The sequence below is a fragment of the Streptomyces sp. NPDC059989 genome (genome assembly GCF_042736975.1).
Taxonomy (GTDB): domain Bacteria; phylum Actinomycetota; class Actinomycetes; order Streptomycetales; family Streptomycetaceae; genus Streptomyces.
Genome location: NZ_JBHWUO010000007.1, coordinates 65468 through 84711 on the forward strand (window position 1 = coordinate 65468; position 19244 = coordinate 84711).

The 19244-nt window shown below is 69.9% G+C and carries 20 protein-coding genes; 13 read left to right on the plus strand and 7 right to left on the minus strand.

The genetic code is table 11. From position 1 onward, the window contains the following. Positions 1-5 precede the first annotated feature (5 nt). The gene (locus tag ACFWBN_RS08570) at positions 6-353 is read right to left on the minus strand and encodes a helix-turn-helix transcriptional regulator (protein ID WP_385172624.1); all 348 of its coding nucleotides are present in this window, start codon (positions 351-353) and stop codon (positions 6-8) included. Positions 354-478: 125 nt separating this feature from the next. On the opposite strand from ACFWBN_RS08570, the gene ACFWBN_RS08575 reads away from it, so the two are divergent. From ACFWBN_RS08575 to ACFWBN_RS08585, 3 genes are all read left to right on the plus strand, one after another. Continuing rightward, entirely contained in the window at positions 479-832 is a 354-nt protein-coding gene (locus tag ACFWBN_RS08575) for an STAS domain-containing protein (RefSeq protein ID WP_385172626.1), read from the plus strand. A 117-nt stretch (positions 833-949) separates the two neighbouring features. Continuing rightward, positions 950-1273 carry a plasmid stabilization protein gene (locus ACFWBN_RS08580; RefSeq protein WP_385172629.1) on the plus strand — a complete coding sequence of 108 codons (324 nt, stop codon included), beginning with the start codon at positions 950-952 and terminating at the stop codon, positions 1271-1273. 34 nt (positions 1274-1307) lie between these two features. Then, positions 1308-1661 carry a PRC-barrel domain-containing protein gene (locus tag ACFWBN_RS08585; protein ID WP_385172632.1) on the plus strand — a complete coding sequence of 118 codons (354 nt, stop codon included), beginning with the start codon at positions 1308-1310 and terminating at the stop codon, positions 1659-1661. A 97-nt stretch (positions 1662-1758) separates the two neighbouring features. Here the strand turns inward: ACFWBN_RS08585 and ACFWBN_RS08590 are convergent, their stop codons facing one another. Next, the gene (locus ACFWBN_RS08590) at positions 1759-2610 is read right to left on the minus strand and encodes an aldo/keto reductase (RefSeq protein ID WP_385172636.1); all 852 of its coding nucleotides are present in this window, start codon (positions 2608-2610) and stop codon (positions 1759-1761) included. 192 nt (positions 2611-2802) lie between these two features. On the opposite strand from ACFWBN_RS08590, the gene ACFWBN_RS08595 reads away from it, so the two are divergent. After that, entirely contained in the window at positions 2803-3714 is a 912-nt protein-coding gene (locus tag ACFWBN_RS08595) for a helix-turn-helix transcriptional regulator (protein WP_385172639.1), read from the plus strand. 171 nt (positions 3715-3885) lie between these two features. Here the strand turns inward: ACFWBN_RS08595 and ACFWBN_RS08600 are convergent, their stop codons facing one another. Beyond that, on the minus strand, positions 3886-5676 hold the full coding sequence (locus tag ACFWBN_RS08600) for a hypothetical protein (protein ID WP_385172645.1): 1791 nt from the start codon (positions 5674-5676) through the stop codon (positions 3886-3888). Between the two features lie 352 nt (positions 5677-6028). Here ACFWBN_RS08600 and ACFWBN_RS08605 point away from each other — a divergent pair, with 352 nt between their 5' ends. Both ACFWBN_RS08605 and ACFWBN_RS08610 read left to right on the plus strand, forming a co-directional pair. After that, complete coding sequence (locus ACFWBN_RS08605) at positions 6029-6751, plus strand: dienelactone hydrolase family protein (RefSeq protein WP_385172648.1); 723 nt, start codon at positions 6029-6031, stop codon at positions 6749-6751. A gap of 118 nt (positions 6752-6869) precedes the next feature. After that, on the plus strand, positions 6870-7223 hold the full coding sequence (locus ACFWBN_RS08610; protein WP_385172651.1) for a hypothetical protein: 354 nt from the start codon (positions 6870-6872) through the stop codon (positions 7221-7223). Here the strand turns inward: ACFWBN_RS08610 and ACFWBN_RS08615 are convergent. Continuing rightward, positions 7167-10307, minus strand: coding sequence for a BTAD domain-containing putative transcriptional regulator (locus tag ACFWBN_RS08615; protein WP_385172654.1), 3141 nt, complete (start codon positions 10305-10307; stop codon positions 7167-7169). The genes ACFWBN_RS08610 and ACFWBN_RS08615 overlap by 57 nt on opposite strands. Before the next feature lie 75 nt (positions 10308-10382). On the opposite strand from ACFWBN_RS08615, the gene ACFWBN_RS08620 reads away from it, so the two are divergent. The 4 genes from ACFWBN_RS08620 to ACFWBN_RS08635 all read left to right on the plus strand — a co-directional run bounded on the left by ACFWBN_RS08620 (position 10383) and on the right by ACFWBN_RS08635 (position 13745). Beyond that, the gene (locus ACFWBN_RS08620) at positions 10383-11240 is read left to right on the plus strand and encodes an NAD(P)-dependent oxidoreductase (RefSeq protein ID WP_385172657.1); all 858 of its coding nucleotides are present in this window, start codon (positions 10383-10385) and stop codon (positions 11238-11240) included. Between the two features lie 463 nt (positions 11241-11703). Then, positions 11704-12618, plus strand: coding sequence for a hypothetical protein (locus ACFWBN_RS08625; RefSeq protein ID WP_385172660.1), 915 nt, complete (start codon positions 11704-11706; stop codon positions 12616-12618). Positions 12619-12648: 30 nt separating this feature from the next. Beyond that, positions 12649-13020, plus strand: a complete 372-nt coding sequence (locus tag ACFWBN_RS08630; protein ID WP_385172663.1) for a GNAT family N-acetyltransferase — start codon at positions 12649-12651, stop codon at positions 13018-13020. A gap of 212 nt (positions 13021-13232) precedes the next feature. Then, a complete protein-coding gene (locus tag ACFWBN_RS08635) occupies positions 13233-13745 on the plus strand; it encodes a hypothetical protein (protein WP_385172666.1) in 513 nt (170 codons plus the stop codon). A gap of 91 nt (positions 13746-13836) precedes the next feature. Here ACFWBN_RS08635 and ACFWBN_RS08640 read toward each other — a convergent pair whose 3' ends face one another. Next, a complete protein-coding gene (locus ACFWBN_RS08640; protein WP_385172668.1) occupies positions 13837-14448 on the minus strand; it encodes a hypothetical protein in 612 nt (203 codons plus the stop codon). 776 nt (positions 14449-15224) lie between these two features. Here ACFWBN_RS08640 and ACFWBN_RS08645 point away from each other — a divergent pair. The 3 genes from ACFWBN_RS08645 to ACFWBN_RS08655 all read left to right on the plus strand — a co-directional run bounded on the left by ACFWBN_RS08645 (position 15225) and on the right by ACFWBN_RS08655 (position 17092). Then, complete coding sequence (locus ACFWBN_RS08645) at positions 15225-16088, plus strand: C40 family peptidase (protein WP_385172671.1); 864 nt, start codon at positions 15225-15227, stop codon at positions 16086-16088. 70 nt (positions 16089-16158) lie between these two features. Beyond that, positions 16159-16542 (plus strand): hypothetical protein, encoded by a 384-nt coding sequence (locus ACFWBN_RS08650; RefSeq protein WP_385172674.1) that lies wholly within the window; start codon positions 16159-16161, stop codon positions 16540-16542. A 235-nt stretch (positions 16543-16777) separates the two neighbouring features. Continuing rightward, entirely contained in the window at positions 16778-17092 is a 315-nt protein-coding gene (locus ACFWBN_RS08655) for a hypothetical protein (RefSeq protein ID WP_385172677.1), read from the plus strand. Between the two features lie 26 nt (positions 17093-17118). On the opposite strand, the gene ACFWBN_RS08660 is transcribed toward ACFWBN_RS08655, so the two are convergent. Together ACFWBN_RS08660 and ACFWBN_RS08665 are read right to left on the minus strand one after the other, a co-directional pair. Beyond that, on the minus strand, positions 17119-17415 hold the full coding sequence (locus ACFWBN_RS08660; protein WP_385172680.1) for a hypothetical protein: 297 nt from the start codon (positions 17413-17415) through the stop codon (positions 17119-17121). Positions 17416-18892: 1477 nt separating this feature from the next. Next, positions 18893-19159 carry a hypothetical protein gene (locus ACFWBN_RS08665; RefSeq protein WP_385172683.1) on the minus strand — a complete coding sequence of 89 codons (267 nt, stop codon included), beginning with the start codon at positions 19157-19159 and terminating at the stop codon, positions 18893-18895. Positions 19160-19244 lie beyond the last annotated feature (85 nt).

Sequence of the window (19244 nt, forward strand, 5' to 3'; positions counted from 1 at the left end):
TTCGGTCAGGCCCGCTGCGCTTCACGGCGGGCTGTGCGCGCCGCGGGGGCCGGGGGCGGGTTGTCTTCGAAGAGGGCGAGGAGGCCGGCGATGTCGCGCCCCGCTTCGGCGGGGTGGCGGAACTTGGCTCCGGGAGTGATCCGGTAGTGATTGCGGCGCCCGGTGCGTACCCGGGTGAGGTATCCCTCCTGCTCCAGGTCGGCGACGATCGTCTGCACGGTCCGCTCGGTCAGTACGCAGGTCGCGGCGACCTCCCTCAGGCGGACCTCCGGATCCTTGGCGAGGACCAGCAGGACGCGCGCGTGGCTGGTCAGGAACGTCCAGGGGGCTCTGGGAAGTGCTTCGGCAGCCATGACTCCAGCATGCCTCGTTTTTGTATATACGTCCTGTTTTTCACGTAATTCTTGACGTATGCCCGTTCGGTGTCGACGATGCTGATGGAAGCACCAGCAGCCCCAGAGCGTGTGGGGAGGCAGCCATGGCCGCCATCGTGTGCGCCGGCCGACCGGACACCCCGGAAGCCGCCGGCCTGGAAGTCGTAGTGACGCCCGGTTCGCCATCAGGGACCGTCCGCGTCCGGGTGAGCGGCGAGATCGACTTCGACGACGCCGCACTCCTGCGCGAGGCCCTCCAGACCGCGCTCGTCTCCCACCGCGGCACCCTCCTCCTCGACCTGAGCCGGGTCACGTTCTGCGACTGCGCAGGCCTCAACGTCCTCTTGGCCGCCAGTGCGGCCGCGCTGAGTGCCGGCCGCCGCATGCGCATCACCCGGGCCGGCCGAGCCGTCGAACGGCTCCTCGATCTGACCGCAACCCGTCCCTTCCTCACATGACCGGGCCCACCCGAAAGCAGGTGGTCACCGTTCTGAATGAGGTGGCCCTCGACGGGAAGGCGCAGGGCGGGCCCAGCGGCCCGGCCACCGCGCACAACACGAGCTGAGGAGGTCGTCATGCCTCGTGGTTCCAGCCCCAAGCGGGAACGGCAGTACGAGCACATCAAGGAGAGTGCCGAGCAGCGCGGCGAGAGCACGAAGCGTGCCAAGGAGATCGCGGCCCGCACGGTCAGCAAGGAACGTGCCCGCTCCGGTGAGTCGAAGACGGCGAGCCGGTCCTCCACCCACGACATGTCGTCTTCCAAGCGCGGTGGGCAGCGCTCGCACAGCGGTGCGCAGGGTCCCACCAAGGAACAGCTGTACAACGAGGCCAAGCAGCGGGGTATCGAGGGCCGTTCGAAGATGGACAAGGCAGAGCTGAAGCGCGCCCTCGGCCACTGAAACGGCAGGGCGCGCATGATGAAGGAGGTCTGCTGTGACGGAGTTCGACATCTGGGGGTACCGTCCGGAGACGGGATACCAGCGCGGCACTGACATCGTCGGCTACAAGGTCGAGGCCACGGACGGCGGCATCGGCAAGATCAGCAAGCATTCGGAGGAGGTCGGTGCCTCCTACGTGGTCGTGGACACCGGGGTGTGGATCTTCGGCAAGCACGTCCTGCTGCCCGCCGGCACGATCAGGGTGATCGACATGGTGGAGGAGAAGGTCTACGTCGACCGGACCAAGGACCAGATCAAGGACGCTCCCGAGTTCGAGGAGTCCAAACACGGCGGCGAGCCGTCCTACCTGGAACAGTTCGGCCGGTACTACAACCAGCCGCACATGTAGGTCCTGTCCCGTTCGGGGTGTGCGCGGTCGGCGCGGATGGCCCTGAGGGGTCGGGGCCATCCGCGCCGCTTCTGGTGGTGCCGGGCATACGGTGGTGTCAGGCGTCGAGGCGGCGCTTGGCGAGCCAGTCGACCATCTCGGGGTCGTGGTGGTCGAAGAAGAGGGTGCTGCCGGTGTCGAGGGTGGCGATGGCCGCCATCTGCTCGTCGGTGAGTTCGAAGTCGAAGATGTCGATGTTCTCGGCCATGCGCTCGGCGCGGACGGACTTGGGGATGGCGACGACGCCGCGCTGGGTCAGCCAGCGCAGCACGGCCTGCGCGACGGACTTGTCGTACTCCCGGCCGATCCCGGCCAGGAGCGGGTTGCCGAACAGGTCGTTCTTGCCCTCGGCGAAGCCGCCCCAGGACTGCGTCTGCACCCCCCGTTCGCGCATGAGGTCCTGGTAGCCGGCGCGCTGGAAGAAGGGGTGGGTCTCGATCTGGTTGACCGCGGGCGTGACCTCGTTGTTGAGGACCAGGTCGATCAGCCGGTCGGGGTAGAAGTTGGCGACGCCGATCGCCTTCGCCAGGCCCTCACCGTTGAGGGCCTCCATGGCGCGCCACTGGCCGTACACGTCGCCGAAGGGCTGGTGCATCAGATACAGGTCGAGGTGGTCGAGACCGAGCCCGGTCAGGGAGGTCTCGAAGGCGCGCCGGGTGTTGTCCTCGGCGGGAGCGTCCTGGACCCACAGCTTGGTGGTGACGAAGAGTTCCTCGCGCGGGATGCCGCTCTTCTTGATCGCGCGGCCGACCGCCTCCTCGTTGCCGTAGGCGGCGGCCGTGTCCAGCAGGCGGTAGCCCGCGGCGAGGGCCTCGGTGACGGCCTGCTCGGTCTGCTCCGGCGGGATCTGGTAGACGCCGAAGCCGAGGATGGGCATCTGGACGCCGTTGTTGAGGGTGACGTACTGCATCGTTCTTCCGTTCTGCGGAGGTGCGGGAGCCTGGTACATCGACGACATCGAGCATCTCCGCAAGCGAGGGGAGGCTGGCGTTCCACCACCTTCGCGCCGTTTCCCGCTCCGTGGCAGGCCGGGCTGTTCGGGGGAGTGACGGGGCCCCCCACCGCGCTGCCGCCCAGGTCACAGCGGTGTGACACTGAACCCATGGCACACGAGCCCACCACCCCCGGCAACGAAGGCGGCGGCACGGAACTGGGCCGCTTCCTGCGGGCCCGCCGTACCCGGACACGCCCCGAACAGGTCGGCCTCGCCATCGGCGCGGGCCTGCGCCGCACCCCGGGCCTGCGCCGGGAAGAGCTCGCGACCCTGGCGGGGATCAGCATCGACTACTACGTGCGCCTGGAGCGCGGCAAGGAGACCCGTCCCAGCCCCGCCGTCCTCGACGCCCTCGCCCGCGCGCTCCGCCTCGACGACCAGGAACACCAGCACCTGCGCGACCTCGCCGTCCACGCCGCGCGCTACGCCCCCGAGCCGCCGCCCCCGCCCAGCCGTACGGTACGACCCCATCTCAAGCTGCTGCTGGAGACGATGCGCCCCAACCCCGCGTACATCGTCAGCCGCAGCATGGACTTCCTCGCCTCCAACCCCGGCGGGCTCGCCCTCTACGCGGGCCTGGCCGACTGGCCGGTCAAGCAGCGCAACCTCGCCCGCTACCTCTTCCTCCACCCCACCTCGCGCGAGCTGTTCCCCGACTGGGACCGTCAGGTCCGCGCCTGCGTCGTCCGCCTGCGCGCCACCGCCGGCACCATCCCCGACGCCCCCGACCTGACCAGCCTCGTAGGCGAACTCCTCGTCAAAAGCCCCGACTTCGCGCGGCTCTGGGAACGCTACGAGGTCACCGGCGACAAGCCCGCCCGCAAGACCTTCCACCACCCTCAGGTCGGCACCATGAACCTCACAGGCCAGTCCATGTTCCTCGACGGCACGCCCGGCCAACGCCTCGGCGTCTACACCGCCGAACCCGGCACCCCCGATCACGACGCCATGGTCCTCCTCGACATGGCCACACCCATGGCGGCCCCGCCCTCACAGGACGCACACCGCCGGCAGGCGTGACCACTTGTCGGACTTCTTCGAGGTCAGGGCACCTGACGGCGAAGCGGAAGGCTGTCCACCCGCACCCGGAGCTGTTCGCCTCCCTGCTCGACGGCTCGGCCTGGGGGCGGGGCGGGGTGCTCCCGGTCCGGGTCCGGGGCCCGGTCTCGGGAGCACCCCGTCGGCGTCAGGTCAGGGGCAGCCGGGGCCCGTTCCGGGGTTGGCGCAGACGTCGGTGCCGGGACCGCCGTTGTTGGTGTTCGTACCCGGGCCGCCGTCGAGGTTGTCGTTGCCGACGTCGCCGAACAGGAAGTCGTCGCCGGGGCCGCCGGTGATGGTGTCATTGCCCGGGGAGCCGCGGAGGACGTCGTCGCCCGCGCCGCCCGCGATGCGGTCGCTGCCGGGCCCGCCGGTGACCCGGTCCGCCCCGGGGCCGCCGCACACGAGGTCGTCGCCCGCGAGGCCGTTGATGGTGTCGTCGCCGCCGTGGGCGAGGATGACATCGCGTGCGGGCGTGCCGTTGATGTTGTCGTTGCCGGGGGTGCCGGTGATGGTGGGCTGTTGGCCGAAGCAGGTGACCGCGTCGACGGTGGTGGTCTCCGTCGCGATGTCGTTGGCCGGGGCCGGGTCGGAGACCGCACCGGCCACGCCCGCCGTGTCGACGGCGATGTCCTCGGTCGTGGCCGTGGCGGTGATGGTCCGCGCGGCGCTCGCTCCGGCGGTGAGGGCGCCGATGCCACAGGTGACGACGTCCGGGGTGGTGCCGGACGCGGTGCACCCGGGGGACGCCGAGACGAACTGCAGCCCGGCCGGGAGGGTGTCCTGGAGGACGACCCCCTCGGCCGTCTGCGGGCCGTTGTTCGTCGCGGTGAGCGTGTACGTCACGTTCTGGCCCTCCACGACGGGGTCGGAGCCCGCGTCGGACTTCGCGACGGCCAGGTCGGCGTCGCTCAGGTGGAGGTGCCCGATGAAGCTGGACGTCTCGGCGAACCAGATGTCGTCGTCCGGGCCCTTGGTGATGCCCCAGGGGCCGCGCTCCGAGGAGGGCAGGGGGAACATGGCGATGACGCCGGACGTGCTGATCCGCCCGATCTGCCCGCTGTTGCGTTCGGTGAACCACAGGCTGTCGTCCGGTCCGGCGACGATGTCCTGGGGCTGGGGCGCGAGGCCGTTGTCCGGTACGGCGTACTGGGTGATCACGCCGGACGGGGTGATCCGGCCGATCCGGTTGCCGCCGAACACGGTGAACCAGAGGTTCCCGTCAGGGCCGGCGGTGATGTCGGTCGGGCCTCCGCCGCCGGGGACCGGGAACTCGGTGACGACGCCGGACGGGGTCATGCGGCCGATGAGGTTGTCGCCGATCTCGGTGAACCAGAGGTTCCCGTCCGGCCCGGTGGTGATGTAGGACGGCTGGCCGGAGCCGGCCGGCAGCGGGTACTCGGTGACGGCGCCGGCGGTGGTGATGCGGGCGATCCGGTGGGCGTTCTGCTCGGTGAACCACATGGCCCCGTCCGGGCCGGTGGTGATGCCGGTGGGCTCGACGAACTGGTCGGGGAGGGGGTATTCGGTGACCGTGCCGTTCGTGTCGATCTTCCCGACCCGGGAGTCGAAGTGCTGCATGGTGAACCAGACGTTCCCGTCCGGGCCGGTGGTGATGTCGTGCGGGGTGCTGAACTCGCCGGGCAGCGGGTACTCGGCGATGAGGGTGCCCGTCGGGCTCATCCGGCCGATCTTGTTGCCGACCGCCTCGGTGAACCACAGGTTGCCGTCCGGGCCGGTGGTGATGCCGACCGGGGTGCTGGGGGTGGGTACGGGGTATTCGTCGATCCCGACGGCGGCCCGGGCCTGCGGGGCCCCGGCGACCAGAGGCAGCGCGGCGGCCATCAGGAGTCCGGTGAGCAGCACCCCCAGACCGCGCCGACGGCGGGGTTTCGGCTGCTGGGGCGTCCCTGGCTCTGGCGCGTTGCAGGTTGTGCGAAGCATGGCGAGCACCTTTCGGTCGCGTGGGAACGCGCCCGTCGTACCAAGGCCCGATCGTTTCTTCAGATGCGGCGGCACCTGCGGCGCGCCGGAGCTTCACCCGTATTTCACCCGATCGGAGCCATGCCGGCCGGTGGGGACGGCGAGTGGCTCCGCTGCATCCGACCAAGGAGCCGCCGCCCCAAAACCCGTTTGGCGGACCACGGCGACCGCTGCTACCTTCCCCAAGGCCGTGCTGGAGAACGAGGAGGTGGTACCCGTGAACGTATCGACATGGGTGCTCTCCTCCGGGGTCACGGTCGGGCGATAGGTCGTCCGGGAGCGCCGTTCAAGAGCACTCCCGAAGGGCACGACCATGCGATTCACTTCCGAACAGCGCCTCGACGACGGCGTCCTCGAACGCGAATTCACCCTCGGCGAGATCCCCGGCATCCTGTGGACGCCCGGATCCGCGCCGGCCCCGCTGATCCTGATCGGCCACAACGGCGGCTTGCACAAGCAGGAACCGCGGCTGGTGGCCCGGGCCCGGCACCTCGCGGCGGAGCACGGCTTCGCGGTGGCCGCCATCGACCATCCCGGGCACGGTGGCCGGCCCCGTTCCACCATCGATGAGCAGGCCCGAGCCGACCTCCGCCGGGCGATGGCGGCCGGCGAGCCGGTCGACGAGATCTTCGAGTCCTTCATCGTCCCGCTGGTCGAGAAGGCGGTGCCGGAATGGCGGACCACCCTCGACGCCCTCCTGTCGCTGCCCGAAATCAGCGGCCCGGTCGGGTACTCGGGGATGACCGCCATCGGCATCCGGCTGGCGGTGGTCGAACCGCGCATCCAGGCCGCCGGCTTCTTCGCCGGGGGATACGTGCCCCGCGCCCAGCGCGAGGAAGCCCGGCAGGTCACCGTTCCGCTGCAGTTCCTGCTGCAGTGGGACGACGAAGGGAACCCCCGGCAGCGGGCCCTGGACCTGTTCGACGCCTTCGGCACCAGGGAGAAGACGCTGCACGCCAATCTGGGCGGGCACGCCGGCACCCCCTGGTTCGAGGTGGACGACGGCGCCCGATTCTTCGTCCGGCACCTGAAGTGAGGCGGGGTCGTCACGCCGGCGGCCGACGCTAGTCGGTCCGGCCGGGATGCCGCCCATCGAGGACGGGTCCCGGCTGGGCCCGGCACCTGAAACGTTCCAGGTCAGATACGGTGCGGGCATGACGCTAGGGTTGCCCTCCGATGTTGCCGACGCACTCGACGTCCTTCTGGGGACGGAGGACGCGATCCACCTCGCGCTCCGCCGACAAATACCGCACCTACGGGTGTCCGGACGCTGCACATGCGGCTGCGGTACGACGTACTTCGACCTGGATTCGGACGCCGTAGCGGCCGCGCCGTCTCCCGCCGGCACGGTGGTGGCGGCCGAGGCGCAGCTCTACGACGCGGAAGAGCACTGCATTGGCGAGGTCCTGGCGTTCGCTCGGAACGGGTACCTGTCTTGGCTGGAGGTCTGCTCAATGAGCGACAGCACCGTGACGTTGGCTGACGCGCTGCGGCAGCTGCGCTCGTAGATGGCGGACGGCCGCGGTGATTCGATCGACGTCGGCGCGTTCCGCGGTGGGAAGCGGCAAGCCGACGGCCTCGCGTGTCGCGGCCGCCGTATCCAGCAGCCGGGCGGCTGTTTCGTGGTCGCCTGTGAGGGCGTAGGCGCCGGCGAGGCCTTCGAAGGCGCGTGCGAGAGTCCGTCGGTCGCCGGTGCGCTGGGCGTACTCCAGGCCTTCCTGGTGCAACGTCAGCGCGGTGTCGGCTTCGCCCCGCTGTTCGGCGATGAAACCCAGTTCGGCCAGGATGAACGCGACTCCGAGGTCGCCGTCCCAGCGGCGGCACCATTCGAGCCACGCGCGCAGGTGGGTTTCGGCGTCGTCCAGCCTGCCCTGGCGCCGCGCTACCAGAGCCAGGCCGACCTCCGCGAATTCCTCGCCGCGCTGGTAGGAATGCGCGGCCGCGAGCTGCTTGGCCTGTCTGTGAAGGGTTTCGGCGTGGTCGAGGTCGCCGATGAGCAGCGCGGTACGTCCCAGCCGCGCCAGCAATTTGGACGTCTCGTTCCACAGCTTCAGATGTTCCGCCAGCCCGAGCCCCTCCCGGCGCAGGTGTTCTGCCGTGTCGTAGTCGCCGGTGAATTCGGCAAGGTCGCCGAGGGTGACGATGGTCTGCAGCTCGCCCCAGCTGTCGCCGAGTTTCCGGAACAGCCTGCCGGCGTGCTCCGCGTCGGCACGCGCGGTGTCCGGCTTCCCCTGGTACAGGGCGACTTCGGCCCGGACGGAGAGGGCGGCGGCCGTTCCCCAGGGGTCGTCCAGGGCGCGGAATTCGGCATGGGCCTGGTCGGCGAGGGCGAATGTCGCCTCCGGGTCGCCGAACCCTACCTTGCTCAACGCGACGAACCACCGGGCCCGGGCCCGTCCGGCGGGATCGTCGCCCTGGTCGTAGAGGTCGAGCACGGGTTGGCTCTCGTTGTCGGGAGCGTCGAAGAGCAGCAGTGACATGCCGGCCCGCCAGGCGCGGGCCGAAGTCCTGAGCCTGGAGTCGCCCCCGGTCGACAGGGCGAGGTCGAGTGAGCGTCTGGCTTCGGCGAAGCGGCCGCGCAGGAACCAGAACCACCCGGTCGCGTTCACCAGCCGAAGGGTCGCGTCCGCACGGTCCCTGCGGACGCCGTGTGCGAGGGCGGCACGCAGGTTGGCGGCCTCGGCGTCCATGCGGTCCAGCCAGAGCCGCTGGTGGTGGCCCCGCAACCGGGGGGCGGCGTGTTCGGCGAAGTCGACGTAGCAGGCGAGGTGGCGGTCACGGACGCGCTGTTCGTCGCCGGACTCGACGAGCCGTTCCAGGCAGTAGGCCGCGACCGACTCCAGGAGCCGGTACCGGCCGTCGTGGTGGACGACCAGGGACCGGTCGACGAGCCGTCCGATCAGACCGAGGACGTCTTCGGTCCGCACGTTCTCGCCCGCGCACACCGCCTCGGCGGCCTGCAGGGTGCAGCCGTCCGCGGGCACGGCCAGTCGGCGCAGCACCACCTGCTCGGTCTCGGTGAGCAGTCCCCAGCTCCAGTCGATCATCGCGCGCAGTGTGCGCTGCCGGGCCGGTACTCCGCGTAGGTGCGCCGCGAGAACCCGGAAGCGGTCGTCGAGGCGGTCGGCGAGGTCTCCCACGTGCATGACGCGTACCCGGGCGGCGGCCATCTCCAGCGCGAGCGGGATTCCGTCCAGGCGGCGGCAGATCGCCGCTATGGCCTCCGTGTTGTCGGGCTCCAGGGCGAAGCCGGGGACGGCGGCCGCGGCGCGGGCCACGAACAGCCGCACGGCGTTCGACTCTTCCGGCCGGTCGGCGCCGGGTTCGGGCAGGTCCAGCGGAGGGACGGGCCAGGCGTGCTCGCCGGTGACCGCCAGCGGTTCCTGGCTCGTGGCCAGGATGCGGAGTCCAGGTGCGGCGCGGAGCAGCCGCGCGGCCAGCTCGGCGACCGGCTCCACGATGTGCTCGCAGTTGTCGAGTACGAGCAGCATGCGCCGCCCCGCGACGGCGTCGGTGAGCCGGTCGGCGAGCGGCCGGGCCGCGGCGTGGACGTCGTCCCGCAGTTCGAGCACCGCCGCGACGGCCTCGTGTAAGTCGGCGCCGTTGCGTGCGGCAGCGAGCTCCACCAGCCAGGCGCCGTCCGGGAGGGCCTTGGCCCGGCGCGCAGCCGTTTCCAGTGCCAGCCGGGTCTTGCCGACCCCGCCGATTCCGGTCAGCGTCACCAGCCGCTCGGATTCGAGCAGTTCGCCGATCCGGCGCACCTCCTCGGTGCGGCCTATCAAGTCCGTGAGCGGGGCGGGAAGGTTGCCTCGTGGCCGCTGTGCCGGAACCCCGGGGGCCAGGGCGGCGTCCTGCCGCACGATCGCCTGCTGCAGTTCGGCCAGTTCGCGGCCGGGGTCGAGGCCGAGGTCGTCGCGGAGCCGGTCGCGGAGCTCACCGAGGCTCGCCAGCGCCGCGTCCTGCCGGCCCGACCGGTACAGGGCGCGGACATGCGCCGAGCGCAGCCCCTCGTGCAGCGGATGGGCCGTGACCAGTTCCCCCAACTCGGCTGCCAGCAGACCGTGCTCGCCCAGCTCGAGGCGCGCCTCGGCGAGCTCTTCGAGCGCGACCAGTCGCTGTTCTTCAAGTCGGCGGGCCTCGGCCTGGACGAACTGCTCGTCCGCGCAATCCGCGAAGGCCGACGGCCCCCGCCACAGCGCCAGCGCCTCGGTGAGCAGCCCGGCCTTCGCGCGAGGATCGCCGGCGAGGGCCTGAGCCCGTATCAGGAGCGCTTCGAAACGCCCGGCGTCAACCGCGTCGCCGTCGACTCGGAGCAGGTATCCAGGCGGTCTGGACACCACCAGGTCACGGGAGCCCGGCTCGGCGTCCTGCAGGGTCCGCCTGAGCAGCGACACCTTGGACCGCAACGTGCGGACGTCGCCGGCCGGGGGCGCGTCGCCCCACAGGTCATCGATCAGCCGGTCCACCGAGACGACGTGCCCGCGCCGCACCAGCAGAGCCGTGAGCAGCGTACGGATCCTGGTTTCGCGCACCCGGACGAGTTGCCCGCCCTCCGTCCACACCTCCAGCGGACCCAGCACCCCGAAATGCATACGGCCACGTTACCCGTGAGCCGGCCGCAACCTTTCCGGAGACCGAGCGGAACCTCCCTCGCGCACAGTCGTCCCATGAACAACGAACCCGTCACTGTCATCGGGCTGGGGCTGATGGGCAAGGCCCTCGCCACCGCCTTCCTCACGTCCGGCCATCCGACGACCGTCTGGAACCGCACTCCCGCCAAGGCCCAGGACCTGGCGGCCCAGGGAGCCACCGTCGCTCCCACCATCGGCGACGCCATCCGGGCGAGCTCATTGATCGTCGTCTGCCTGACCGACTCCGCCGCCGTCCGCGACACGATCGGCCCGAACCAGGCCGAACTGGCCGGCCGAACCCTGGTCAACCTGACCTCCGGCACCTCGGACGAAGCCCGCGAGACCGCAACGTGGGCCACCAACTACCTGGACGGCGCGATCATGGCCATCCCCGAGGTGATCGGCCGCCCCGAGGCCTTCCTGCTGTTCAGCGGATCATCCGACGCGTTCGCCAACCACGAGGACACCCTGGGGCGTCTCGGCAACGCGGTCTTCTTCGGCGAGGACCCCGGCTTGGCCTCCCTCTACGACGTGGCACTGCTCGGCGTCATGTGGGGCACGCTGAACGCCTTCCTGCACGGGGCCGCCCTGCTGAGCGCCGCGAAGGTCGACGCGTCCGCCTTCGCGCCATTCGCCAACCAGTGGCTCTCCAGCGTGACGGAGTTCATCAGCGCCTACGCCGACCAGATCGATCGCGGCGCCTACCCGGCCGAGGACGCGGCCCTTGAAACCCATCTGGCCACGATGAAGTACCTGGTACGGGAGAGCGCGGCGGCGGGCATCGACACCGACTGGCCCGCCCGCATCCAGGCCCTGACCGAACGCGCCATCGACGCCGGCCGCAGCCCTGCCAGTTACGCGAGCCTCATCGAGGTCTTCCGAGGCCAGGCGTAACCCACGCTGGCAAGAGGCACGTGAGAGCAGGGGCCAGCGCGGGCGTGAGGGCGTCCGCGTCCCGTGCCCGCCACGGCGGCCCATGTGGTGGCGGACGGTGTGGCGGATGACGGGCCTGGGCCGGCCGCCGCTCATCTGACGGTCACGCGGACCTGGACGCGCCTTCGCCGCCACGCGGGAGCGCCTGCGGGCGTTTCCCGTCAACCCGTTTGTGCGGGGTACGCCCGGTCGAGTTCACGAGGTCTCGTTTACAGCCAGTGACGAGACCAACCGTGTGAGTATCCAGCGTGGCCCAAAGGCACATCTGTACGCGCCTTGGACCGGAAACCGACGTACGGAAGGAAGCGGTGTGGACTGGACAGGCTGTCGCACGGTCAGGAACCCCCGGCCACCTGGCGTTGACACCCTCCACTACACCCCGCGGAGCGGCCTCGAGATCGTCCCCGATCCGCGCCACCGCGCCATGGTTGCCAGTGTCCTCGCCTCCGGTCTCGTCGACGAGATGATCGCCCTCACCGAACCCTTCGACCCGCTCGTCGACCTCGACCAGGCCCGCGCCGACGCCGCGCTGCTCACCATCGAGTTCGCGGCGTTCGGCGTCACTGTCCCCGCCGCCACCACCAACAACATCACACTGATGCGCGCCCTGATGGTGCCCATCGCCGACGATGCGCTCGCGCTCGCCCTCGATCGCATCTGGGTATTCACCACCAATGTCGATGACGTGTGCTGCCACGACCCCGCAGAGGCCGAAGTCATCCTGCGGGGTGGCATGCTGCCCGGGCCATGCGCATCCTCGCCGAACGCCCGGTACATCAGGCATATGTTCGACGAGGTCGCGCGGTTCTGCGATCCGACGTTCCTCGCCGCCTTCAAGACCTTCTTCTACAACGCGATCACCGGCGTCCTCATGGAGGCGGAGTTCACGCCGGAGGCGTCCGACGAGATCGACAGCGACTTCGTCCGCGTCTTCAACGGCTTCTCCCAGTTCTGGTTCACCTCACTTCATTTCGCCGGCCCCTGCCTGAGCGCCCCCCGGAATCGGGCATTCTGGTCGGCGGCGCTGAGCTCCTGTGTCGCGTTCCTCAACGACGCCAACGACGTCCTGTCCTTCTACAAGGAGGCGGTGCACGGCGAGGACTTCCTCGCCAGCCGGATCTACCGCCGCTCGGTGAGCGAGAACATCCCCTACCTCGCCGCCTACCGCCGGAGCCTCGACAGCGGCCTGGCCGCCTACCGCCGCGTCCTGGACCTTGCCACGGACGAGCAGCGCCCGCACCTCAACCGCTATATGACGGCCTTCGCCTACTGGCACTTCCACTGCCGTCGCTACCGCTGGCACGACATCTACCCTGGGCTGACCCAGATCGACATCTGATCCGGTGGGGACTGGCAGTACGCCCACAACGTGATCATTCCTGCCCATTCCCTCTCATTGGACGAGGTACGGGAGCGCGCTCGGCGCAACCACCTGGAGATCGCGTATCTCGATGACGAGCTTGTGGGCTGCAGCACGGTACGCCCGCCGACGGACGAAACACCGGCGGCCACTGTCATCGCCCGCGTGCTCGCCGCTCACCGCAGGCGGGGGTTCGGCGAGGAACTCTATGCGCGCGGGCTCACCCGGGCCCGGCAACTGGGGGCCGAGGTGATCGAGACCGTCGTCCGGTCCTCCAACGAGGACGGACTGCGGTTCGCGCTCAAGCACGGCTTCGTTGAGACCGAGCGGTACCTGCTGCCCGGAGACACCATTCCCTGGATCGACTTGCGGCTCGCCTGACCGGGACAGACCGCGCCCTCACCGTCTGCGCAACAGACCGCTGCACCGGTACGCCGACACCAGAGCCGTGCCCCGTGCGTGTGGAGAGCCCTCCCGGCTGATTCCCGTCCTTCTGCGGCATCCGAGCTGCCAAGTGACGCCGAGGATCCTGCTGCTCCGCATATGCGCTGGCCCCGTTGGGCTGAAGGCGTGGAGACTCAGCTGCTGTGAACATGGGAATCTCTGGTTTCAAGCCGTCCTTCCTGGTCGGGATCAAGGCGGCTCAGCACGCGCACGCATCACGTCTGGCGACGCTCGCCGGTAGGCGGCTGACGGGGTTCGCCTTGGTGCGCTTCGCCGAGGACGGAGACTGGTTCGCCGACTGCCCGGTGGTGCTGGACTTCGACGGCGTCCAGGTGGAGGTCTGCCACTCGAAGCTCGACGAACTCTCGATCGGCTGGGGCACGATCGACACGGCAGCGGCCATCACCGGGTGGGAGTGGTCCGAGCTCACGCCCCAGTGGACTCACCATGACGAACGCCTGCAGCCGTTCGTCGGCCGGGAGCTGTGCGAGGTCGCGCTGCTCGAGTGGCGGCCGGCAGGCCGTGATGTGGCAGCCGGAACGGTGGCGGTGGAGTTCGTCTTCGCCAACGGCTGTCTGCGGATCGTCAACGGCCTCGACGAGAACCGCATCGAGGTCGGTCCGACCCAGCCGGATTACGTGCGGCACCGGCTGGGCCGCTGAGCGCTGCTGCCCTGACGGACGCGGTTGATCTCAATGACAGGCGCGTTCGTCGCCTTGGGCGCGGGGACGGGATCCCAAACGGCGGGACGGCCTAGAAGCGGATCACGTTCTCGCAGTTTGCGACGACGTCGCGGGTGGCCGAGTCCGCGATCACGGTGTCGAAGCCGGCTCCGCAGTCGATCCGGTCGTATCCGCGGTTCCGGCTGAAGATCGTGTCGTTGCCGCCGTTCCCCACGAAGGTGTTCTCCGACTGCGGGGTGGGCCAGCCGTTGGGATCGGACAGCTGGTCACCGCGGGTACCGCCACGGAGCCGGTCCTGCCCGGACCCGCCGTCGATGACCGCCGCAAGCGGCAGCGGAACGAAGAGCCCGAGGGTCACGGAGTCGTTTCCGTCGCCCGCCGACATCCTGAGCCTCGTCGCGGTGGCGAATGGCCCACAGTTGACCTGGTTGGTTCCGCTGGTCCGGCAGCCAAACCCGGGAACGATCCCGGCCTCGTCGAAGATCGAGACTTCGTTGAGGTACTCGACGACGAAGACCTCGTTGGAGGTTGCGGGCAGCGCGCTCCATTGGACCTCAGACCCCGCACGCTGCGCGAGAGAGGGAGCCGCTGCCGCCGGACCGGCGCCCAGCACGACGAGGGAGAGAGCGGCCGCGGCGGGACCGAGGAGCTTGGCCGGGCGCAGCATCAGGGATCTGTTCACCGTCCCACTGTGCTGCCCGCGCCCCGGGGCGCCCCTGAGCGACCCGGCCCAATGCTCCGATCGGCTGTGCCCCGTCACCCGAGGTTGTTGTCGTGGTTGATGCCGTGGTTGGCGGGAGGGTGGTGGAGATCGTACGTTGAGCAGGCCATGGCGAACACGATCTCGCCATGCACCCGTAGGCCATCCCGCTCGTGGTGCCCGCCAGCCAGCCGGTGCGGGGTTCGGCGGCGCCGTCGGCGAACTGCGTAGGGCGCTGCGGCGGTTGGAGACGAGGTGGCCTCCGCGCAACCACGCCGGAGACAGGCTGTGATGCGCCCATTTGAGCGAAGGGCCGTCCCGCCCGACCCATGTCCCCATCACCAAGTGACGCCGCCGGCGTTACGGAGATCATGGCTCACCACACTGTTGCCCGCATCGCCGCGGGCGCTTCCCTCACCGTCCTCATCGGGCTCTCGCCAGCGCCGGCCAATGCCGTCGGCTTCGGCAGCCTGCTCAAGTAGAAGACGATACGACTGTCATCTCGGAGCGCCCGGCGTCACCGGCCACTGCGTGGCTCATTGACGGCTCATCAAAGGGCCTGGTGAGAGGGGGTTTCCCAGGAGTTTCCCGTTTCCCGTCGCGATGGGCGACGCGCGCTTCCTCGACACGGAGGCGTGGCGGGGGACAGTCTCGGAGTGCCCGGCGGACGGCCGGTCCGTGCTCCGTACGACGAGCACGCCGCGAATACCACGACGAGCACCGACCGCGGGACACCGCGACGAGGACGGGGGACGGGCATGGCGCTGAGGAGAACGGTGCGGGCGGCGGCGGTGGCGGCGGTGACCATCCTGGCCGCGTGGGGAGGTGCTTGCGGCATTCCGGCGGCCGCGGCACCCGCACCGGCACCGAAGGTGGCGGAGTCGTGTGCCGTGCTCGCCCCTGGGGCCTCGGCGGTTGCGGAGGGGGCCGTACGGGCCGCATGCGAACAGATCGGCGTCTGGTACACCTGGGGCGGCGGCCACGGGCCGCAGCCGGGGCCGACGTACGGCCAGGTCGACCCGAGCGACCCGGACAGCGCACACGACCCGGAGCGACTGGGCTTCGACTGCTCGGGACTGGTCCGGTACGCCTACGCCCGTGCGGCCGGCGGTGACCCGCTGCCCGGCAGCGCGTACCACCAGTTCAACTCGCCACAGGTGAATCAGCGTTTTACGGCCGCCCAGGGGACCGCGCCGCTGCTGCCGGGGGACCTGCTGGCCTGGGGGTCGGGGGGCTCCGTCCACCACATCGCGATCTACCTGGGCGCGGGGAAGATGGTCGAGGCCCGGGAATCCGGCACCCGGATCACTGTCAGCGACGTACGGCTGGGCGGGGACTACGCGGGAGCGGTCCGCATCGCCGCGGCCGCGGCTCCCGGCACGTTCAGCACCTGGGGCACCGATGTGTGGACCCACAAGGAGCCGTCGACCACGAGCCAGCGGGTGCACCGGTTCCCCGGCCCGACCACGGTGCGCATCGAGTGCCAGAAGCACGCCGAACCGGTGACGGCGGAGGGCTACACCAATGATGCCTGGTCCTACCTGCCCGAGTACGGGGCGTGGATCACCAACATCTACATCAAGGGTGCCGCCTGGCTGGACGGCGTACGCACCTGTCCCTGAGCACCACCCGCACCACTGATCACACACACCCATCACCCGGCTCCTCAGGGAGCCCTTTCGAGGAGGAAGCATGTCCGCACGCAAGAAGATCGCCCTGGGTCTCGCCGCCGCCGCACTGGCGGGCGGTATGGCCACCGTGACGGGGCCCGCCCAGGCCACGCCGGCCACCGGCAAGAGCGCGGCCGCCGAATGCGGCGTCCGCGCCGACGGCAAGCTGTGGTGTGGCAACCGGGTCGGCGCCAAGGGCTACGAGCACCGCCGGTACAACTCCGCGGTGCGGGGGCCGCTGAACACGAGCCCCAGTTGGTTCCAGTGCTGGGGTCGCGGTGACCAGCACGCCGGCGGCAACAACGTCTGGTACTGGACCAAGCTGGACAACGGCCAGTGGGGCAACGTCGCGGCCGTGGACGTCCACACCTCGGTCGACCCCGCGCCGGGCCTGCGCGAGTGCTGACGCTCTGAAGGCCGCCACCTCCCCGCTGGGAGGTGGCGGCCTTCGCGCATCGCCCGACAGTCGCCAGAGCAACGACGGTGCCGCCGAGGGCGAGGGCGAGGGCGAGGGCGAGCGTGTGCGGCTACGGCGGCAAAGGCTTGTCCCGCACGCGAGGGTGATGTCCTCCGCAGTAGCGCAACAGCACTGGCGGTTGCTGCGGCTAGTGTGCCGAGGTGCGTCGATCTTTGGGGGATCAGTGGGCCGCAGCAGCATGCCGGTAGAGAATCGGGGCGACACCGAGCTCTGCCTATTCATCGAGCCGTACTGTGAGGACTACTGGTTGAAGCCGGGGGAGGCACTCACAGTCCGCTCTGAGGCGGAGGGCGTCGATGTTTGGTTCGATACCCATGTCTCGAAGGGCTGCGTCACCGTGTGGCTATATGAGGACGGCGACCCATTCAAGATCGTTGGCGACTACGCAGTCGTCGATGCGAGCGGAATCCAGCTGGATTCGGGGTATCAGAGGCCGCCTGGCCAGCGCTGGTCGGCTGGCGGCCCAATAATCGACTGACGCCGGCAGCCCCACGGTCGGCCTGGTCAAACCGAGGGTTGGCCCGTTGGCTGCGCGGTGTCGTGGACCAGCTCAGCAAGCTGGATCAGGAGGCCGTACGTCGCCATGCGCCCGTGGATGCGGATGAAGTACGACTGACTGGAGCACTTGAAGATCTCTCTTCGGCGCACCTTCCAGAGCTTGTGCTCGTACGTGCTTGCCGCCTGCAAGAGGGCCGTCTCCGCTTCCTCCGCGCTGCCGTCGAACTCCGTGAGGGTCCGTGCATCTCGATCTGCCTCGCTGACACCGGCGACGGGTATGGCCAGCACGATCCATCGGGACATCCTGCGATCCCTTCCTTCCCCCTGGCACCGCCTGCCGCGACGCGCACGGCATAGTGTGGCAGGCGCACGGTGACGCAAGGCGGCCTCCCCCGTGCGGGGGAGGCGGCTACGACCTTCGGACGATGTCCGGACACCGGATAGGTGGCGACGATCAAGGCGTATGCCATCACAAGCCGAGATCGGAGCCTCACCGTGCTGAAGTGGACCCTGCGGGCCACCGCTGTCCTCGCCATCGTGGCCGCAATCGCCGCCCCCGTGGCCGTGACCCCACCCGATGCGGTGGTCGCCACACCCGCCGTCGCCGTCGTAGTTGCCGCGCCCGCACCCGGCCGTGATGGCGCGGGGGCTGAGCCCACTTCCGCCGTGAGCGGGAAGGCGCGATTGGACCATCGTCAGCGGGCTCGTTGGAGCCTTCTTCGATGAAGGTCATCCGGATGTGGATCGTGTCCTCGGGGAACCCCGCTCTGTCGAGGTCCTCGTACCGCACGGTCGCCTTGCGGTCGTCAGAGCCGTCTGAGGGGCAGGCGGCGACAGCCGAGCGCAGCTGGGCGAAGGTTGCCGCGGCCCTGTCGCCGAATGGGACGCGAGGAGGGTCACCTGCGGGCTCCCGGGCTCGTCGGAGTCGAAGGTCTGGGCAATGGCGGCCTGGGCGCCCTTCTGGTTGAGCAGGGCCCACATGGTGGGGCACGGGGCCGGCGCCGGTTCCGTCTGGGGGATGGGCCTCAGCTCGGACGGGTGCACGTCCCGGATCCCGTGCTGGGGGTCCGGGACCCCGGCGGCTTCGCCCGGCTGCAGCACGAGCTGCCGCAACCGCGCGGTGTCCGGTACTTCGCCGACCGCCCCGCGCGTCGGCAAGGGAACGGAAGGGGACGGCGCCGGATCCGTCTGCGTACTTGAGGCGGCATCTTGCGTCCCTGCCGGTGCGTGGTCGGCAGTCACGGATGCCGGACCGCCGGAACAGGCGGAGAGCACAAGGCAGCTGGCGGCCACCAACAGGACAGAGACATGACGCTTGAACATGAAAGAGGCCCCCCGGTAACGAGTCGCTCAGATGATCCGCCCCGACCAGTAGCCGTGCCCCTTCCCCCCAGCCGTTCCCCCCGGCCCGGTCCCTCGGACGCTCAAAGGACGGTGTGGAACGTGACCGAGCCACTCCGCGAACAACAGCTGCGGAGCGTCGTTGCACCACAGAATTGTGCGGGCAAACCGGTGACGCATAAGACCCCATTGGCGGCTTCGGGTGCTACTCGGAGGCGTGGGACGGCGGTGAGGGGATCCGACGGGACCTGCGGCCGGCGGCCGGCGAGGAACTCACCGGAACCGGCCGGTGGATGCATCAGGTGACTGTCCGCGATGGGCAGGAGGTGCTCGCGTACGGGGATCATCTGCGGGGCGTCGCGACCTGCGGACGAGCCGACCGTACGCGCCCGAGCGTTCCCGGCCCCGCGTCGCGGACCGCGTCAGCTCGGCCGTGGCTTCAGGCACCGAATCTTCCGCGGATGCCGATCAGGGCGTCGTCGAGGGTTGCCGCAACGTCCTCGTGCCCAGTGAACCCGTCGTCGGTGCCCGGGTCGACGGTCCAGCCCCACCCGCTGCTGTCGTCTCCATCGATGGTGGCCGTGTGGTCGCCACTGTGCACGCTGATCGACAGGTTCCCGCCGGGAAAGGTGGTCACGTCGGCGTGTGCGGCATCCCCCAGGACGCGACGTACGGCCTCACGGGCAATCTGCTCGGTGGTGGTCATAGCGGTGCTCTCTCTTCGGCCGGCAAGACGATGGTCTCCATCAGACAGGGCCGCCGAGAAGATGCGAAGCGGCACGCCGAGGACG

Excerpts from the sequence above, each read along its gene's own strand:
- ACFWBN_RS08625 (WP_385172660.1), top strand. The coding sequence starts at position 11,704 with ATGGTTGCCAGTGTCCTCGCCTCCGGTCTCGTCGACGAGATGATCGCC.
- ACFWBN_RS08590 (WP_385172636.1), bottom strand. The coding sequence starts at position 2,610 with ATGCAGTACGTCACCCTCAACAACGGCGTCCAGATGCCCATCCTCGGC.
- ACFWBN_RS08595 (WP_385172639.1), top strand. The coding sequence starts at position 2,803 with ATGGCACACGAGCCCACCACCCCCGGCAACGAAGGCGGCGGCACGGAA.
- ACFWBN_RS08610 (WP_385172651.1), top strand. The coding sequence starts at position 6,870 with ATGACGCTAGGGTTGCCCTCCGATGTTGCCGACGCACTCGACGTCCTT.
- ACFWBN_RS08570 (WP_385172624.1), bottom strand. The coding sequence starts at position 353 with ATGGCTGCCGAAGCACTTCCCAGAGCCCCCTGGACGTTCCTGACCAGC.
- ACFWBN_RS08580 (WP_385172629.1), top strand. The coding sequence starts at position 950 with ATGCCTCGTGGTTCCAGCCCCAAGCGGGAACGGCAGTACGAGCACATC.
- ACFWBN_RS08620 (WP_385172657.1), top strand. The coding sequence starts at position 10,383 with ATGAACAACGAACCCGTCACTGTCATCGGGCTGGGGCTGATGGGCAAG.
- ACFWBN_RS08645 (WP_385172671.1), top strand. The coding sequence starts at position 15,225 with ATGGCGCTGAGGAGAACGGTGCGGGCGGCGGCGGTGGCGGCGGTGACC.
- ACFWBN_RS08660 (WP_385172680.1), bottom strand. The coding sequence starts at position 17,415 with ATGTCCCGATGGATCGTGCTGGCCATACCCGTCGCCGGTGTCAGCGAG.
- ACFWBN_RS08615 (WP_385172654.1), bottom strand. The coding sequence starts at position 10,307 with ATGCATTTCGGGGTGCTGGGTCCGCTGGAGGTGTGGACGGAGGGCGGG.
- ACFWBN_RS08575 (WP_385172626.1), top strand. The coding sequence starts at position 479 with ATGGCCGCCATCGTGTGCGCCGGCCGACCGGACACCCCGGAAGCCGCC.
- ACFWBN_RS08635 (WP_385172666.1), top strand. The coding sequence starts at position 13,233 with ATGGGAATCTCTGGTTTCAAGCCGTCCTTCCTGGTCGGGATCAAGGCG.
- ACFWBN_RS08605 (WP_385172648.1), top strand. The coding sequence starts at position 6,029 with ATGCGATTCACTTCCGAACAGCGCCTCGACGACGGCGTCCTCGAACGC.
- ACFWBN_RS08600 (WP_385172645.1), bottom strand. The coding sequence starts at position 5,676 with ATGCTTCGCACAACCTGCAACGCGCCAGAGCCAGGGACGCCCCAGCAG.
- ACFWBN_RS08650 (WP_385172674.1), top strand. The coding sequence starts at position 16,159 with ATGTCCGCACGCAAGAAGATCGCCCTGGGTCTCGCCGCCGCCGCACTG.
- ACFWBN_RS08665 (WP_385172683.1), bottom strand. The coding sequence starts at position 19,159 with ATGACCACCACCGAGCAGATTGCCCGTGAGGCCGTACGTCGCGTCCTG.